General features: G+C 34.5%; 11 protein-coding genes. 6 read left to right on the top strand and 5 right to left on the bottom strand.

Annotation, left to right across the window (positions count from 1 at the left end; all coding sequences use genetic code 11):
- Window positions 1-29: 29 nt before the first annotated feature.
- The 4 genes from ACNFIH_RS20645 to ACNFIH_RS20630 all read right to left on the bottom strand — a co-directional run bounded on the left by ACNFIH_RS20645 (window position 30) and on the right by ACNFIH_RS20630 (window position 7,312).
- Window positions 30-2,033 (bottom strand): RagB/SusD family nutrient uptake outer membrane protein, encoded by a 2,004-nt coding sequence (locus tag ACNFIH_RS20645; protein ID WP_035650859.1) that lies wholly within the window; start codon window positions 2,031-2,033, stop codon window positions 30-32.
- Between the two features lie 13 nt (window positions 2,034-2,046).
- Entirely contained in the window at window positions 2,047-5,415 is a 3,369-nt protein-coding gene (locus tag ACNFIH_RS20640) for a SusC/RagA family TonB-linked outer membrane protein (protein ID WP_035650857.1), read from the bottom strand.
- Between the two features lie 513 nt (window positions 5,416-5,928).
- A complete protein-coding gene (locus ACNFIH_RS20635) occupies window positions 5,929-6,621 on the bottom strand; it encodes an SIMPL domain-containing protein (RefSeq protein ID WP_035650855.1) in 693 nt (230 codons plus the stop codon).
- A gap of 52 nt (window positions 6,622-6,673) precedes the next feature.
- Complete coding sequence (locus ACNFIH_RS20630) at window positions 6,674-7,312, bottom strand: rhomboid family intramembrane serine protease (RefSeq protein WP_142450770.1); 639 nt, start codon at window positions 7,310-7,312, stop codon at window positions 6,674-6,676.
- Window positions 7,313-7,424: 112 nt separating this feature from the next.
- Here ACNFIH_RS20630 and ACNFIH_RS20625 point away from each other — a divergent pair, with 112 nt between their 5' ends.
- Entirely contained in the window at window positions 7,425-8,300 is an 876-nt protein-coding gene (locus ACNFIH_RS20625) for a lysophospholipid acyltransferase family protein (protein WP_426484571.1), read from the top strand.
- A 221-nt stretch (window positions 8,301-8,521) separates the two neighbouring features.
- Window positions 8,522-10,006, top strand: a complete 1,485-nt coding sequence (locus ACNFIH_RS20620) for a glycosyl hydrolase (RefSeq protein ID WP_426484570.1) — start codon at window positions 8,522-8,524, stop codon at window positions 10,004-10,006.
- Window positions 10,007-10,077: 71 nt separating this feature from the next.
- Here ACNFIH_RS20620 and glmM read toward each other — a convergent pair whose 3' ends face one another.
- The gene (gene glmM, locus ACNFIH_RS20615) at window positions 10,078-11,466 is read right to left on the bottom strand and encodes a phosphoglucosamine mutase (RefSeq protein ID WP_426484569.1); all 1,389 of its coding nucleotides are present in this window, start codon (window positions 11,464-11,466) and stop codon (window positions 10,078-10,080) included.
- 306 nt (window positions 11,467-11,772) lie between these two features.
- On the opposite strand from glmM, the gene ACNFIH_RS20610 reads away from it, so the two are divergent.
- The 4 genes from ACNFIH_RS20610 (at window position 11,773) to uvrA (ending at window position 18,886) form a co-directional block, all read left to right on the top strand.
- The gene (locus ACNFIH_RS20610) at window positions 11,773-12,357 is read left to right on the top strand and encodes an ACP phosphodiesterase (RefSeq protein WP_426484568.1); all 585 of its coding nucleotides are present in this window, start codon (window positions 11,773-11,775) and stop codon (window positions 12,355-12,357) included.
- 29 nt (window positions 12,358-12,386) lie between these two features.
- Window positions 12,387-14,069 carry a gamma-glutamyltransferase gene (ggt, locus tag ACNFIH_RS20605; RefSeq protein WP_426484567.1) on the top strand — a complete coding sequence of 561 codons (1,683 nt, stop codon included), beginning with the start codon at window positions 12,387-12,389 and terminating at the stop codon, window positions 14,067-14,069.
- A gap of 84 nt (window positions 14,070-14,153) precedes the next feature.
- A complete protein-coding gene (locus ACNFIH_RS20600; RefSeq protein ID WP_426484566.1) occupies window positions 14,154-15,938 on the top strand; it encodes a chloride channel protein in 1,785 nt (594 codons plus the stop codon).
- Between the two features lie 116 nt (window positions 15,939-16,054).
- Complete coding sequence (gene uvrA, locus ACNFIH_RS20595) at window positions 16,055-18,886, top strand: excinuclease ABC subunit UvrA (RefSeq protein ID WP_426484565.1); 2,832 nt, start codon at window positions 16,055-16,057, stop codon at window positions 18,884-18,886.
- Window positions 18,887-18,897 lie beyond the last annotated feature (11 nt).

Below are 18,897 nucleotides of genomic sequence, written 5' to 3'. Positions count from 1 at the left end.
ATCTCAAATTTTACTTTGAGAAAAAAAAATTAAATTTTACTTTCGTCATCAACAGCATCCTGCCATTTATCCCATACTTTAACAGCTTCATTGTAGCCATCATAACCATAATTTTGACTTAGCTGACCTTTGATGTTAGGCTCTATAGCAAGTCTATAAGGAATTGGCCAGTAATTATTACGTTTATCCATAGTATAAAACTTTACACCTGGCTTAAGCGAAATACCATTTGGATATTTATTGTAAAGTGTGTAATGAACAATACGTTGCCACCAGTAGCTTCCTCCAGATGCATCTTTACCAGATTGTTTATCCCAAGTTGCTTTATTATAGGTATTACCCCACTCATCAGGTTTTCCACTCATAGCTAAACAGTGCGAAATACGTTTTAACTCCACATTTCTCCATTCTTCCATGTAAAGCTCTCTTCCTCTTTCTGCACAAATATCACCAATAGTTACAGTAGTATACATTTGTGTTGCTTTTGCTCTCGCTCTTACAACATTAACATCCTGAGCTGCTCCAGTCGCATTGCCTTGATAAAAACGAGCTTCAGCACGTAACAAATAAGTTTCAGCTAAACGATAAATGTACATATGTGCACTTGCTCCTGCAGTAGCTCCTTGAAAATCATTTGCTGCTGGATTAGCCTCGGCTACAACATCATGATAAAAGATTTTATAATGAGGAAAATCAAACCAATCGCGAATGGAATCTGTTGCTAGCAATTTACCAGCTGCATCTTTCATTCTGAAATTTTGTCCAGCCCATGTAGCACTTCCCCCCGCTCCTGGAGCGTATTTAAGGTCTTCCATGTTTACCCAGTTACCAACAGTACTGTTATGTCTAAGATCCACCTTATCCTCAACACCATTTACAACCCACATAGGATGCTGCGAATAATAAGATCCACTTATAGTCCCGATACCACGCCCTATTGCTCTTTGGTAATCGTATTTTGCATTGTAATTCGTTTTATCAGTTAAAGGAAAACGAGGTGCTGCAGTTTTACCATCAGGAGTAATTAAGTTAGCATCATTCCAGTTTGGTCCAAAAATTCTCATTGAAGCAAATGCTAAAAATGACTGTGCTCCTCCGTTTGGTGCAACTAATATCGCTTCAGTATTAGCAGAAATCACTTTGTTCTCTGGTCTGTGTAAATCCCAAATTACATTCCTTGTAATAGGCCATGCAGTAGGATTTCCTCCCGGATCAAAAATACCTAAAGAATTTTGTACCAAAGAATAACCTGATCCATTAATCAAAAGATTAGCTTGTGCTTCAGCATCAGCAAATCTTCCAGATGCCAAATAACACTTAATTAGCAATTGACGACAAGCACCTTTACTAACCATACCTACATATCCTATTTTTGATTGCTCTGGTACCCATTGTACAGCTTTCTCCATATCAGCCGTAATCATTTCAATGATCGCTTCTTTTTTTGTAGAATAATAACTCTGTTTAGGAACCGACAAGATTTTAGTAATCAATGGTATATCACCAAATTCATACACTAAATTAAGATAACGGTATGCTCTGTGAAAATATGCCTGACCGATATATTTATTTTTAACCTCTTCCGATAAACTTTTTACATTACCAATATAAGTTAATACTGTGTTAGCATTTTTGATACCTGTATAAGCTTCAGTCCAAAGGAATCCAAGATAAAGTGATTCACCACTTGGGTCTCTTCTAAAATCTCCAGTTGGAACGATCGTAGCAGCATAATCAGCAATGTTACTTCCTGTATCTGTTTTACCATATTGCGCCATGTCTGAGAAAAGATATTCTGTACCAATAGGCACACTCACACCAGAAAAACCGTAATGAATATAATTATTGCGCAACTGTTTATCACATAGTGCTAAAGTTGCCTGCAAACCAGCTTCTGTAGAAAATGTAGTTTCTGGTTCGTAAAACGAAAGCGGGTCAGATTCCAAAAAATCTTTCGAACAAGAACTGGCCAATACTGCCAATAAAGCAAAAGGCACTAGTCTTGTTATTTTATTTTTTATATATTTTTTCATTGTTGAATAATTTTTAAAGTTGGAAATTAAAACCTAAATTAAATTGTCTTGTAGCCAATCCTCCTGTTTCTGGATCTCCAAAATATTTCCATTCTTTAGAAGCAGACCATGTTGCTACGTTTTGAACTGAAGCGTAAATTTTTATATTTTTAATATGCGCGCGATCTAAAAGATCTCTAGGAAGCGTATAAGCTATAGAAATGTTGTCTAGACGAATAAAACTACGGTCATATAATTTTCCTGGTGCAACTGGAGTTCCAGCAGGTCCTTTAGCGTCAAGACGAGCCCATTCATTAGTTGGGTTATCAAGTGTCCAATAAGGGTTTACATATGGATTAAAATTGAATTTATACAAACTGGCATCGTTGAAAGTGTTCATATAAATTGAACTAAGTGATTTCCCACCATTATATGAATACATGCTGATTCCTAAATCCCAGTTTTTGTAAATTTTAAAATCATTACGCAACGTCCACTGTACTGGAGGATTTGAATTCCCTAGAAACTGTTTATCTTTTTCATTATAAACCGCTTTTTTGTAAGCAACACCATCTGCATCTACTGCATCTACGTCATCTGATGTATTGCTGTTTTCAACTTTTGGATCTCCAGGACGCTGTCCGTATCTTTGAGCTTCTTTCCACTCATCTTTTTGCCAAATTCCAGTTACTTTATAATCCCAGATTTGAGAAATAGGTCTTCCTATAAACCATCCATTAGCTGAATCATCACCCTCTTTTTTTCCAATAACATTACCACTGGCATCTTTAATATCTACCATATTGCCATACAATGAGATAATTTTATTTTCGTTATATGAGATACCAAATGTAGTACGCCATTCAAAGTTTGGTGTTTTCATATTAAGTGTATTAATACTAAACTCAAAACCTTTATTTTGAACCTCTCCAAGATTAGTTGCAATTGATGAGAATCCAGTGAAACCAGGTAATGATTGACTCATAATCATGTCATGAGTAGATGCTTTGTAAAGATCTAAAGTAGCCGTAATACGATCGTGTAAGAAACCTAAGTCAAGACCAATATTTGTTGATGTTGTTTTTTCCCACTCCAAATTTGGATTGGCCATACGGTCAAGTGCTAAATATTTCAACTCAAGCGCTTTTCCTGAAGGATCTAAATATCCCATTGTTCCAGTATTTACTAAGTTTGCAAGAGAAATGTAAGGATCTGCAAGCGATCTGTTTCCGTTTTTACCCCAAGACAAACGTAATTTACCTGTGCTCATCGCATCCCATTTGAACCAGTTTTCATTTTTAAAATTCCAAGCCACTCCAAAAGAAGGGAAAACTGCATAAGGATTTGAAGCTCCAAATGCTGAATATCCATCACGACGAACAGTCGCTGTCAACATATAACGATTATCGAATGAATAGAAAAGTCTTGCCATCAAACCATCTGCTGTTTCATGTGTATCGTTTGATCTAAGTGCACTATTTGCCATAGTTGCTGTACTAACATTGTGAAAACCTAATGCATCTGATGGTTGAATATTATAAGCATCCATTCCGTCTGACCATAAGCGGCGTTCTTCAGCTTCCTGGACAAAAGTTGCAATGAAGTGATGTTTTTCAGCAATTGTATAATCCCACGTGATTGTATTATTCAAGTTATACTCAAATCTTGTAGAATTATTTCTATTTACACCAGTCGTAGCTGCCGGCCAGTTTGGATTTTGTGTTGATCTGAAATAACGATCATGATAAAACTGATAACGAGGAGCAATATTAAATGAGTAAGTAATTCCTAACGGCAACGTTACTTTTGTATTGAAAATAGCATTCAATGTTGTAAATCCTGTTTCCTTGTCAATATATTGACGTTCGTAGTAATAGTTATAATTCTGTCCAGAAACATTTTTCCCCATTGGCTGTCTCTCATAGTTTCCATTTGCATCTATAAAAGTTCCGAATGGGCTGGTTCTCATCATATTGTTATCTCCAGCATTTGTACCTAACGAAGGAGTTATGTCTCCATCTGATCGATCCTGAAAATTAATATTTGCTCCAAAGTCAAGCCAATCTGTAATTTTAGCATCAACTTTCATATTAGAACGAGCTGATTTATAATCATTTCCAACAATAGCTCCTTCTGAAGTTAAATAACCAAACGACATGTAATAGTTAACCTTATCTCCTGCTCCCGAAATACTCAAATTATTATCATGATTAATCCCTGTTCTAAAAGAGCTGTCGCTCCAGTCATGCGTTTTATCAGCTAAGAAATTAGCCATTAACGAAGGATCAAAATTCAATCCTAAACGTGTTCCCCATACTTCTTTACTGCTTTTTCCTGCTGTTTGAGTAGCCGGTTGATACGCTAACCATTGCGCTTCAGTAATACCCCATTTCGCTAAATCATTTGGATTCGAAAAATATCCCGGTTTACCGTTAGCAACTGTTCCCGCAATCCACGCTTCGTATTGCTTAGTTGTTGGATTAACACCGTAAGTTTGGGCAGTTTCCCAGTCTTCACGATATTTTAAGTATCCTTCTGGAGAATACACACCACGATAGGCGCTTTTATTGCTAATTGTTGTGTTTGTAGTAAAACTAACAATAGGCTTACCTGTTTTTCCTTTTTTAGTTGAAATAAGAATAACCCCTGCTGCTGCTCTCGATCCATATACTGATGCTGCCGAAGCATCTTTTAAAATATCAAGTTGCTGAATATCATCAGGATTTATTTCTGATAACTCACCATAAAACTGCATTCCGTCTAAAATAATAAGCGGTGAATTATGACTACCTCCTGTATAAACTGAAGTCTGACCACGAACTTGTATGCTTCCTCCTCCTTTTGCTGAAGGATCATAACCTACTCGTACACCCGGAGTACCTCTTAAGATATCCTGAACTGTTTGTGGATTTTGGTTCGCCAATTTATCAGGCGTTACCTGAACAATTGCTCCAGTTAAATCCTTTTTCTTCATTTTACCGTAACCTACTACAACAACCTCCTCTAATGAGGTAGTCGCTTTTTTCAATTTTACAGTAATTGAAGCTTCGCCTTTTACGCTAACCTCTGCAGTTACATAGCCTAAATAAGACACAACGATTACTGCATTGTCGTTATCTACCTTTAAAGTAAATTTTCCATCAAAATCGGTTGAAGTACTATTTTTACTTCCTTTTTCTAAAACTGAAACTCCCGGCATCGGCATGCCGCTTTCATCTACTACTAGTCCCTTAATGCTTTTTTGTGGAACAACATCGTGAGACTCCATTGTACTTTTAGAACTAATAGCGTAGCCATGAACTTGTGACAAAGAAAATAAGACGCAAAACATCATCATCTTCTTTTTCAAATTAAATCCTGATCCACCATTAGGACTTTTTTTAATCCTAGTAAAATTTGTCATTTTTGGTTTGTAATTTGTTGGTTAATTAATTAGTTAGTTTTCTAAAATCTTCTGAGCTTCGGTCAAAACCGATTAATGATTTTACTGGGACAAATTTGATTAATTAATGGTTTTCAGAGGGAGCAATAAAATCCGTTTTTGGGTATAATAATGTCTCACGTATACATTTTACCCATGTTTTGTAGCTAAAAAATGACGTTCCTATAAAAAATATCTGGAAAAATTACAGAACACATAAATAATTAAGAATCTATTATGAAATACAAATCCAGAAAGTATTTAAATAAAAAAGCAGCAATATGACATTGCTGCTTTTTTATTTAATCGATTCAAATTACTATTCAACCCGATAAATTTTTCATCAAAAGTGTTTAAACATTTTTGAGAAATCCTATCACGTTTTTACACAAACCTTATTTGTTTAAAGTTCCTATTATAGTTTTAAACAAAAAAAAATCCAAACTCCAATTTGAATTGGAATTTGGATTTTTAAATATTTGGAATTCTATTTTTTTAGTCCAAAATAAAACTTACGCTTACATTCGCAGTAATTTCGATTTCACCGATCGCTAAAGTTTCATTAGAAGCTCCCATAGAATCTGCTGATTCTTTCATTCTCATAGCAGCATACATTGGCTGTGGATGATAAACTTGAGAATTATCAGAAATAACAAAAGCTTTTCCAACTTTTTGACCTAAAACAGAAACATAATCGTCTGCTTTTGCTTTAGCATCTTTCATTGCAAGTTTTCTAGCTTCAGCTTGTAATTGAGCTTCTTTAGAAGATTCAAAAGTTACTCGGTCAATTCGGTTAATTCCCTGCTGAACCAAACCTTCCATCAATTCATCGTATTTAGACAAATCTTTTACGATGATTTCAACAGTTTGTGTCGCATTATAACTCGTTTTTTTCTTTTCGTAATCATACTGCGGGTTCAAAGCAACTTGTTTTGTTTTGAAATCTGCTGTTGGAATATTCATCTTTTTAATGAATTTTAAAACAGCGTCCATTTTTTCGTCATTTTGTTTTTTGACGTCTTTAGCATTATTCCCTTTTGTTTCAACCGTAGCCGAAATACAAACCTGATCAGGTGCTACTTTTACTTTTCCTTCCCCATTAACGTTAATAAGAGGTATTTGTTTGGTTTCTTGGCCGTAAGACATAGTCATAAACATGATTGTTAAAAATAATACTAGTTTTTTCATTTTTGTTATATTTTAAATTATTGATAAGGACATTTCAAAAGTTATGCCAGCCTTACAATTTTCCTAATTTAGCCATCCCAAAAAGTATAATAATTGGAATTGCCAATAGAATTGTCATTAAAGTATGATCAACAATTAAAGAAGGATCTTTGATCAAAGTAATCAAATACCCGCCTATAGCACCTCCAAAGTGTGCTGTATGTCCAATATTGTCATTTTTGGCTTTCATTCCATAAATTGAATACAATAAATATAAAATTCCGAATAAATATGCCGGTATCGGAATTATGCCATAAATTCCTAATGTCATATCAGGCTGCAATAAAATAGCCGAATACAAAACTCCTGTCACAGCGCCAGAAGCTCCAACTGCACGATAACTATAATCGTTTTTATGAAAAAGCATAGTAAGCAGATTTCCAAAAATCAAACTTCCAAAATAAATCAAAACAAAAGAAAAATCACTTAACAAGCTTGAAACAACAGGCGCAAAACACCAAAGTGTAAACATGTTAAAAGCCAAGTGCATAAAATCAACATGCAAAAATCCCGAAGAAAGCATTCTTATCTGCTCTCCTGAACGAATACTTCCAACATGAAATTCATATTTTCTAAAAAAAGCATAATCATTAAAACCTTTATAACTAAAAAGAACATTGGCAACTATAATTCCAATCAAAATAGCATTCATAAAACATATTTATTGTGAATGGTAAATATAGTCATTCTTGAACACAAGTCCGCCACTAACCAAAATATCGGCATCTATTCATTTTTACTTTATATTTGTAAAAAAAAATTACATGCAATTTCTAGTCTATATTTTAGCCTATCCTTTACTTTGGCTTATCTCTATACTTCCATTTCGGTTATTTTACTGGTTTTCAGATTTCGTTTATTTTCTGGTTTATCACGTTATTGGCTATCGCCGAAAAGTAGTTCGTGAGAATTTGGCTTTGGCTTTGCCACATTTAAGTGATGCTGAAAGAAAAGTTATTGAGAAAAAATTCTACAGCCATATGTGTGATATGTTTTTAGAAATGATCAAAACCATGAGTATTTCTCCGGAAGAAATGGAAAGAAGATTCAAAGTAACGAATCTTGACTTGGTATTGGATTATGCTAAAAAAGGAAAAAGCGTAATTCTCGTTGCTTCTCACTATGCAAGTTATGAATGGCTTATGACAATCAACCCAAAAATTGGTTTTCAGGGTGTTGCTGTTTATAAAAAATTAGCTAATCCCTATTTTGATAAATTAGTTCGAAAAATTCGCTCTAAATACAAAACAGAAATGATCGAAACCCGAAAAGCAATTCCGACAATGGCACAAAACCAGCGCGACGGAACTTTGAGCATGTACGGTTTGGCAAGTGATCAATCTCCTAAATTAGATCGAATTTTCCACTCAATGGAATTTATGGGAGTTGAAGTTCCTGTACATACTGGAGCAGAAATGCTGGCAAAAAAATACAATCTAAGCGTTATTTTTGCCAACGTAAAAAAAACAGGAAGAGGTTATTATGAAGCTACATTTATTCCTATTGCTGATAACCCAAAAGATTTTCCCGATTTTGAAATTACAGAAATGTATTTGAAAGAGGTAGAAAAACAAATTCTTGCAAAACCAGAATATTATTTATGGACACACAAAAGATGGAAACATCGTGTTGATTCCTAATTTTATAAAAAACAGAGTCCAAAAAGAAGAAATACTTTTTGGACTTTTTTATTTATGAAAGTACACAACAATAAAAAACGATGTTTTAAAGCCCTCAAATAAATTTTTGATGTGTTTTTGTAATGATTTTTGTTGAATTAAAACAGAAGCAAATTTAGACAAACAATATAAATTTGAAGCTGACTAAAAACTATCCAAAAACCATTGCAAAATTAATACCCATGATCAAAAAATTACTTTTCACATTTTTAATAATTTGTTTTTCGAAACCCGTTTTTGCTCAAAGCCCAAAACGAGGTATTGCCTACGGACAAAACAGCGCTGCCGATTTAATGGCTCTAAAACCCGGAGTTTCATGGTGGTACAACTGGGGAAGAATCCCCGAAAATGATACGAATGCCAATTACGCTTCTATTGGCATTGAATATGTTCCGATGGCCTGGGGAAAATTAAATGATAACGAAGTACAGACTTTTATTGACAATATTAAACCCGGAGCAAAATATTTATTGGCTTTTAATGAACCTAATTTTACTGATGGCGCGCGTTTAACACCTCAGGAAGCGGTAAATGCATGGGCTAATGTCGAAAAAATTGCTGCTGCCAAAAACTTAGAAATCGTCAGCGCATCTCCTGCTTACAATGGACCAAACAATTATGGAGGATTCAGCGATCCGGTTGCATGGCACGATCAATTTTTTCTTTTATGTCCAACTTGCAAAGTCGATTATATCGCTTTTCATACTTATGATAATACAGCAGGTTCGGTTATTGGAGTTACCGGAAACCTTAAAAAATACAATCGCCCAGTTTGGGTAACTGAATTTGCAAACCGAGTTATTCAAAGTGAAGCCGATAAAATCAGTTTCATGAAAACTATTGTAAGCAGTTTTGAAAATGATCCGGATATTTACAGATATTCTTGGTTTACAGGTCGAGTTCCTGCCGATTGGACTGACATGCAAGAAGGACAATTGTTAAGCCCAACAAGCGGCGTTTTAAAGCCAATTGGAACTGCTTACGTAAACGAAAGCTATACTTCTAAAAAAATGAATGTTCCAGGAAAAATTACCGCAAACAAACATTACCGCAGAAAAGGAACTGGTTTACAAGCTACAACAGATTCTGATACAGGACAAAATGTATGTTTTATAAATGAAGGAGACTGGAATGAATTTTTATTGAATGTAGCTGATGCTGGAACGTACAATCTAAATTTTAGAGTAGCCGCACCTTCTATAAACGGAAAATTCGATATTCTGGTAAACAATGTAGTTGTAAAAACAGATGAAACCTTTCCTGCAACTGGAGGATATCAAACTTATACAGATAAAATCGTAAGTGGTGTTACACTTCCTAAAGGAGAAGTTTATCTTAAAATTAAATTCAAATCAAACGACATGAATTTTAATTATATTGATGTTACTGCCGGAAATCTAGGAGTAAATGATCCTATTGCTGAAAAAGATTCTTTTACGATTTATCCAAATCCGGTTAAAAATCAATCTACGCTTCATATAAAATCATCTTCAACTGAACCTTTGACTTTGAAAATAGTTGATATGAGCGGAAAAGTTTGTTTCGAATCTAAAGATTATTTTACCAATGAAGATATTAAAATTGGCGAAAAACTTGCTACTGGTGTTTATATCGTAAATGCTTCTTATGGAAAAATCCAGAAATCAGTAAAAATTATCAAAAACTAAATATATCTAACCAAAAAGAAAAGCCTCTTTTGAAATTTCAAAAGAGGCTTTTTTATATTTAAATGAAAATTTTATAATCCCGCGATTACTTTAATTTCATCAATAATTCTAAGTGCTAATTTATCCGCTGATTCTTGCGTTGCTGATTCAGTATAAATACGAATAATCGGTTCTGTATTCGATTTTCTTAAATGAACCCATTCTTCGGCAAAATCAATTTTCACACCATCAATTGTCGAAATATCTTCGTTTTTGTATTTGTCCGTCATTGCAGCTAAAATTGCGTCAACATCAATTTGTGGTGTCAATTCAATTTTGTTTTTGCTCATATAATATTCTGGATAAGAAGCTCTCAATGCAGAAACTGATATTTTTTTGTTTGCTAAATGCGTTAAAAACAAAGCAACTCCAACCAAACTGTCTCTTCCGTAATGCAATTCAGGATAAATGATACCACCATTTCCTTCTCCGCCAATAATTGCATTATTTTTCTTCATCAATTCCACAACATTCACCTCTCCTACTGCGCTTGCTTCATAACCTCCATTATAAGATTTAGTAACATCTCTTAATGCACGTGAAGATGACATATTCGAAACTGTATTTCCTGGAGTTTTACTCAAAACATAATCTGCGCAAGCAACAAGCGTATATTCTTCACCAAACATTTCACCGTCTTCGCTGATGAAAGCCAAACGATCAACATCTGGATCAACTACAATTCCAAGATGCGCTTTTTCTTTAACTACCAATTCTGAAATATCAGTCAAATGTTCTTTTAATGGCTCAGGATTATGTGGGAAATGTCCGTTTGGTTCGCAGTATAATTTTACAACTTCAACACCCATTTGTTCCAAAAGTTTCGGAATAACAATTCCTCCTGATGAATTTACACCGTCAACTACCACTTTAAATTTAGCCGCTTTAACAGCTTCAGCATCAACTAATGGAAGATTTAAAACTTCATCAATATGAATATCCATATAAGCGTCGTTAACTGTAATTTCTCCCAAACTGTCAACGTCAGAAAAATCAAAAGCTTCAGCTTCGGCAATTTCAAGAATTTTTGCGCCATCAGCACCGCTTAAAAACTCCCCTTTTTCATTCAATAATTTTAAGGCATTCCATTGTTTTGGATTATGAGATGCTGTCAAAATAATTCCGCCATCAGCTTTTTCTAAAGGAACGGCAACCTCTACAGTTGGTGTTGTCGAAAGTCCAAGATCAATAACATCAATTCCTAAACCAATTAAGGTATTCACAACAAGATTGTGAATCATTGGCCCTGAAATTCTGGCATCGCGACCAATTACAACGGTTAATTTTTCTTTTGAAGTATTATTTTTTAGAAATGTTCCGTACGCCGATGCAAATTTCACCGCATCAACAGGAGTCAGGTTGTCACCCACTTTTCCTCCTATCGTTCCACGAATTCCGGATATCGATTTTATTAAAGTCATTTTTTTGAGTTAAGGTTATTTTATTACAAATATAAAAAAGTTACTAAGGTTCTAAGATACTAAGCTGCTAAGATTTTAAAAAAAGATGCTAAGGTTCTAAGATACTAAGTTGCTAAGTTGCCGTGATTTTAAATAATTATCAAGTTTAGAAATTGCAAAACACTTCAATAAATCCATATTAAAAACTTTTCATACATTTACTAAAATAACATAGTTCCTTAGTATCTTAGAGCCTTAGCATCGTAAAAACATATTTGCTAAAAACTTAGTTTCTTAGTATCTTAGAACCTTAGTATCTTAAAAAAAATGAATTTCCTAGCCCACATCTATCTTTCAGGCGATAATGATTTAATCAAAATTGGTAATTTTATGGCCGATGGCATTCGCGGAAAACAATTTGAACATTTCCCAAAAGATGTTCAAAAAGGAATTCTTTTGCATAGATTTATAGATACTTACACGGATTCTCATGATGTTTTTAGACAAAGTACCAAACGTTTACATGAAAAATACCATCATTACGCAGGAGTAATTGTGGATATTGTTTATGATCATTTTTTAGCCAAAAACTGGACAAAATATTCCGATGAAAATCTGGAAAGCTTTATAAATCGTTTTTATAAATCATTAGACGAAAATTATTCAATTTTAACTGAAAAAACACAAGGTTTAATGCCTTATATGATCGAAAGAAACTGGCTTCTAAGTTATAGAACAGTCGAAGGAATTCATCAAATCCTAACACAAATGGATCGAAGATCCAAAAACATGTCAAAAATGCAATATGCCAGCGAAGAACTAAAAGAGTTTTATGATGAATTTGAAGAAGAATTCACGCTGTTTTTTGAAGATCTTCGTTTGCATGCCAATCAAAAATTAATTTCCTTATAAATTCAAACCGATAGATTATAGTTTCAGTTATGAAAAAAATTTCGTTTTTATTCTTTTTTATATCGCTATACAGTTTTGCACAGCAAGCTGTTCACCCAACAGGTTTAACAGCTTCAAAAGCAATGGTTGTTTCGGCTCGCGAAGAAGCCTCAAAAATTGGTGTTGAAATAATGAAAAAAGGCGGCAATGCGTTTGATGCAATGGCTGCTACAGAATTAGCATTGGCTGTTGCATATCCCTATGCAGGAAACCTTGGCGGAGGCGGATTTATGGTTTACAGAAAAGCAAACGGCGAAGTTGGAAGTCTTGATTATCGTGAAAAAGCACCGCTCGCTGCCTCAAAAAATATGTTTTTGGACAAAGACGGAAATGTCATAAAAGGAAAAAGTACCGAAACAGCTTTGGCAATTGGAGTTCCGGGAACAATCGCAGGCGTTTTTGCCGTTCATAAAAAATTAGGTTCGTTGCCAATGTCAGAAATTTTGAAACCTGTAATTGCCCTTGCCGAAAAAGGAGTTGTAGTAACATTAAAACAACAAAAACAACTTGAATCCTACCATGACGCCATTGTAAAAGCCAATGGACCAAATACACTTATGGCTGGAAATTTCAAAGAAAAAGACACCATAAAGTACCCTGCACTTGCTAATACCTTAAAACGAATTCTAAAAAATGGAAAAGATGAGTTTTATAAAGGCAAAACAGCACAAATTTTAGTTGATTATTTGAAGAAAAAAGGTGGTATAATCACAATGAAAGATTTGGCACTTTATGAAGCAAAATGGAGAAAACCACTTCAATTTGACTATAAAGATTTAAAAATAACTTCGATGGCACCGCCAAGCAGCGGCGGAATCTGTCTGGCACAAATCCTGAAAATGGTTTCACCGTTTTATCTTTCAAAAATGGGTCATAATTCTGAGAATTCTATACAAGTTATTGTAGAAGCTGAAAGAAGAGCATATGCTGACAGAAGCCAGTTTTTAGGCGATCCTGATTTTGTAAAAATTCCAATAAACGGACTTCTATCAGACAGTTATCTGAAAGAACGAATGTCAAATTTCAATTCCGAAAAAGCCACTTTATCATCGGATATTAAAGAAGGAAAAATCACGTATAGCGAAAGCACAGAAACAACGCATTACTCGATTGTAGATCAATTTGGAAATGCAGTTGCGGCCACAACCACTATCAACGACGGATTTGGTTCAAAATATTATTGCGATGAACTGGGCTTTTTCCTAAATAATGAAATGGACGATTTTAGTGCAAAACCAGGATCTCCAAATATGTTTGGATTAGTTGGAAACGAAGCGAACAGCATTGCGCCACAAAAAAGAATGCTGAGTTCCATGACACCAACCATTGTAGAAAAAAACGGAAAACTCTATATGGTTGTAGGTTCACCAGGCGGATCAACCATTATTACCTCTGTTTTGCAAACTATTTTAAATGTTTACGAATATAATTTGAGCATGCAGGAAGCTGTAAACGCACCTCGTTTTCATCACCAATGGCTTCCTGATTTAATTACTTTCGAGCCTAATACTTTTAGTGACAAAACATTAGAAAGTTTAAAAGCAAAAGGATATTTGATCAACGAAAAAACGACACCTGTAATTGGTAAAGTGGATGCGATTTTGGTTTTGCCAGACAACACTCTTGAAGGAGGTGCCGATTTTCGCGGTGATGACAAAGCCGCAGGATTTTAAACAAAAAGATTTACATCAAAAAATTATACAAAATTGAATGTTTAGAGCTAAATTTGTATCCCCTGGTAACTTTGTAATAAAATTATGATAAAACGACTTTTTCGAAAACTAGAAAGCATTATTGCATTAGCTCAATCCTTGTTGACGCCAAAGCAATTTATTTTTTTATCGAGTGTGTTAGTCGGTATTTCATGTGCTTTTGCTGTAATTGTTTTGAAAACTTTTGCGCATAGCGTTTTTTCATTTGCAACTTATATTAACGGGACTTTAAAATTAAGCTTCATCAATAGTATTCTTCCCATAATTGGAATTTTATTGACTGTTCTTGTTATTAAAAAGGTTTTAAACGGAACAATCCAAAAAGGAACTTCACAGATTTTATATGCGGTTGCCAAAAAAGCGAGTATAATTCCGAAAAAACAAATGTATGCGCAGATTGTTACAAGCTCTTTGACTGTTGGTTTAGGAGGTTCTGCCGGATTAGAAAGCCCAATTGTAATTACAGGAGCGGCTTTTGGATCAAATTATGCCCAAAATTATAAATTAGCTTACAAAGACCGGACTTTATTAATTGGATGCGGTGTTGCTGCCGGAATTGCTGCTGCTTTTAATGCTCCAATTGCCGGAGTTCTTTTCGCAATCGAAGTTTTATTAGTCGATGTGAGTATTTCTGCCTTTACACCAATTATGATTTCTGCAGCAACAGGTGCTTTAGTTTCTGCAATTGTTTTAGATGAAACTATTTTGCTGTCGTTCAAAAAACAAGAAACTTTTAATTATCATAATATTCCCTTTTATGTGATATTGGGAATCTTGACAGGTTTGGCTGCAATATATTATTCACGAAATTTTCAACGTGTTGAGCATTATTTTGGCAAAATGCAGATTGATCCTTATAAAAAAGCTTTGATAGGTTCATCGCTTTTGGCTTTACTGATTTTTGTATTTCCAACTTTATTTGGGGAAGGATATGAAAGCATTAAAACCTTATCTGAAAGCGATCCCGGACAATTATTAGACAATACTTTATTTGCTGATTTTAGAAACAATCAATGGGTATTGCTTTTGTTTATAGGCTGTACCATGATGGTAAAAGTATTTGCTTCCGGGCTTACAATTGGAAGCGGTGGTAATGGAGGAAATTTTGCTCCATCTCTATTTTTAGGATCTTATTTAGGTTATTTTTTCTCAAAACTAATAAGCTTAACCGGTTTATCACATTTGCCAATCAGTAATTTTACCATGGTTGGAATGGCTGGAATTTTGAGCGGATTATTTCATGCACCATTGACCGCAATTTTCCTTATTGCAGAAATAACAGGAGGTTACGGACTTATGATTCCGCTAATGATCGTTTCATCAATCAGTTTTGCGATTTCTAAACGTTTTGAGAAATATTCGCTTGACGTAAAAAATCTGGCAAAAAAAGGCCATGCCTTTACCAGCAACAAAGATTCAAATATTCTTTCGACTTTAGATATCGATACAATCATTCAATGTGATTATCTAACTGTTCATCCTGACGAAAATTTAAGCAAACTCGTTGATCTTATTTCACACTCTAATCAAGTCGTATTTCCGGTTGTCAACAACGAAAAAGATTTAGTTGGAATTGTACATTTTAATGATATCCGAGAAATCATTTTTAATGCTTACCGTGTAAAATACACTCAGATTAAAGATGTTATGAAAACTCCTGCAGCAACTATCTCATCTTATGACAGCATGGAAATCGTAATGACAAAGTTCGAAAATTCAAAATCAGCTTTTCTGCCTGTGCTTCGAAATGATAAGTATTATGGTATCATTTCAAAATCAATTGCACTTGAAGCTTACAGAATGAAACTGCGATCGATGACGATTGAATAAATGATCAAAAGACTTTAATCGAGATACTTATTTTGTTACTATTTGTAACATAAACTTTTGCTATCGAGCACAAAAAGAACAAATCAAAGTGGTAACTTTGCGTTTTGCTCAAAATTATGCTAGATAAAGACAATACTATTGAAGTTCTTGGTGCAAGAGTTCATAATCTTAAAAATATCGATATATCTATTCCGCGTGAAAAACTGGTTGTAATTACTGGTTTATCTGGTTCGGGAAAATCTTCTTTGGCATTCGATACGATTTATGCTGAAGGGCAACGCCGTTATGTTGAAACTTTTTCGGCATACGCCAGGCAATTCCTTGGAGGTTTAGAACGTCCGGATGTAGATAAAATCGACGGGCTTTCTCCTGTAATTGCAATTGAACAAAAAACGACAAGTAAGAGTCCGCGTTCTACGGTTGGAACAATTACTGAAATTTACGATTTTCTTAGACTTTTATTTGCACGTGGTGCTGACGCTTATAGCTACAACACCGGCGAAAAAATGGTTTCTTATTCTGATGAACAAATTAAAGATTTGATTATTCAGGATTATAACGGGAAACGAATTAATATTCTGGCTCCAGTTATTAAAGCCAGAAAAGGGCATTATGCTGAATTATTCCAACAAATCACCAAACAAGGATTTCTAAAAGTTCGCGTAAACGGAGAAGTTCAGGATTTGGTTTCAGGAATGAAATTAGACCGTTACAAAACACATGATATCGAAATTGTTGTAGACAGAATGGTTATTGAAGATAATCCAGATACTCAAAAAAGATTATCGGAAAGCATCAATACAGCGATGCATCATGGTGAAAATGTTTTAATGATTTTAGATCAGGATTCGAATGAAGTGCGTTATTTCAGTAGGAATTTAATGTGCCCTACAACAGGTATTTCATATCAAAATCCGGAACCGAATTTATTTTCTTTCAACTCACCAAAAGGTGCCTGTCCGCATTGTAACGGACTAGGAACGGTTCACGAAATCAACGTTAAAAAGATCATTCCAAATCCAAAATTATCAATAAAAAGTGGCGGTTTTGCTCCCCTTGGCGAATATAAATCTTCCTGGATTTTCAAGCAATTAGAAACCATTGGAGAAAAATTCGGATTTAAAATTACGGATCCGATTGAGAAAATTCCGGAAGAAGCCATGACCATGATTTTGTATGGCGGAAAAGACAAATTTGCTATCAATTCAAAAGATCTTGGCGTAACCAGAGAATATAAAATAGATTTTGAAGGAATTTCTAATTTCATCAAAAATCAATACGATGAAAGCGCTACAACCAGCATAAAACGTTGGGCAAAAGATTTCATGGACGAAATTGATTGTCCGGTTTGCGAAGGTTCTCGTCTTAAAAAAGAGGCTTTATTTTTTAGAGTAAATGAAAAAAATATCACCGAATTGTGTGATATGGACATTTCAGATTTAACAGCCTGGTTTTTGGATCTAAATAGTCATTTAACTGATAAACAGCTTTTAATCGCTTCTGAAGTTGTAAAAGAAATCAAAGATCGTTTGAACTTTTTGATGAATGTAGGCTTGAATTATTTGGCTTTAAGCCGAAGTTCAAAATCGCTTTCTGGTGGAGAAGCGCAACGTATTCGTCTAGCAACACAAATTGGTTCTCAATTGGTTGGTGTTTTATATATTTTGGATGAACCAAGTATTGGTTTGCACCAAAGAGATAACGAAAAATTGATCAAGTCTTTAGAACAATTACGCGATATTGGAAACTCTGTAATTGTTGTTGAACACGATAAAGACATGATTGAAACGGCAGATTATGTAATTGATATTGGACCAAAAGCCGGAAAATATGGCGGCGAAATTATCAGTATTGGAACTCCAGCAGAAACTTTAAAATCAGACACTATTACCGCTCAATATTTGAATGGTAAAATGAAACTTGAAATTCCGAAAAAGCGTCGCGAAGGAAATGGAAAGTTTTTAAAATTAACGGGAGCTACAGGAAATAATCTAAAAAATGTTTCGATCGAAATACCTTTGGGACAATTAACTTGTGTTACAGGAGTTTCGGGAAGCGGAAAATCTACATTGATTAATGAAACGCTGTATCCGATTCTGAACGCTTATTATTTTAATGGCGTAAAAAAACCACAGCCTTATAAAAAAATTGAAGGTTTAGAACATATTGACAAAGTAATTGATATCGATCAAAGTCCGATTGGAAGAACTCCTCGTTCAAACCCAGCGACTTATACAGAAGTTTTCACTGAAATCAGAAACCTTTTTACCATGACTTCTGAAAGTATGATTCGAGGTTACAAAGCCGGACGTTTCAGTTTCAACGTAAAAGGCGGACGTTGTGAGACCTGCGAGGGTTCTGGTGTAAGAACGATTGAAATGAACTTTTTACCAGATGTTTATGTAGAATGTGAAACTTGTCAGGGAAAACGTTTCAATAGAGAAACTTTGGAAATCAGGTACAAAGGAAAATCTATTTCTGATGTTTTGGATATGACAGTGGATGAAGCAGTTCCTTTCTTTGAAAACATTCCTAAGATTTACAGAAAAGTAAAAACAATTCAGGATGTTGGTTTAGGTTATATTACGCTTGGTCAGCAAAGCACAACGCTATCTGGTGGTGAAGCACAACGTATTAAATTGGCAGGAGAATTATCCAAAAAAGATACCGGAAACACATTTTACATTCTTGATGAACCAACAACGGGATTGCATTTTGAGGACATTCGCGTTTTAATGGACGTTATCAATAAATTGGTTGATAAAGGAAATACAATTCTTGTTATCGAACATAATATGGACGTTATCAAACTTGCCGATTACATAATTGACATTGGCCCTGAAGGCGGAAAAGGCGGCGGACAATTAGTTGCTAAAGGAACTCCAGAAGAAGTGGCGAATAATAAAAAGAGTTATACAGCTAAGTTTTTGAAAAAAGAATTAAACTAATCTATTAAATT

Source organism: Flavobacterium sp. 2, assembly GCF_049949195.1.
Taxonomy (GTDB): Bacteria; Bacteroidota; Bacteroidia; order Flavobacteriales; family Flavobacteriaceae; genus Flavobacterium.
The sequence above is the reverse complement of the archived record's forward strand: the minus strand, read 5'-3'. Positions and strand labels throughout refer to the sequence as shown.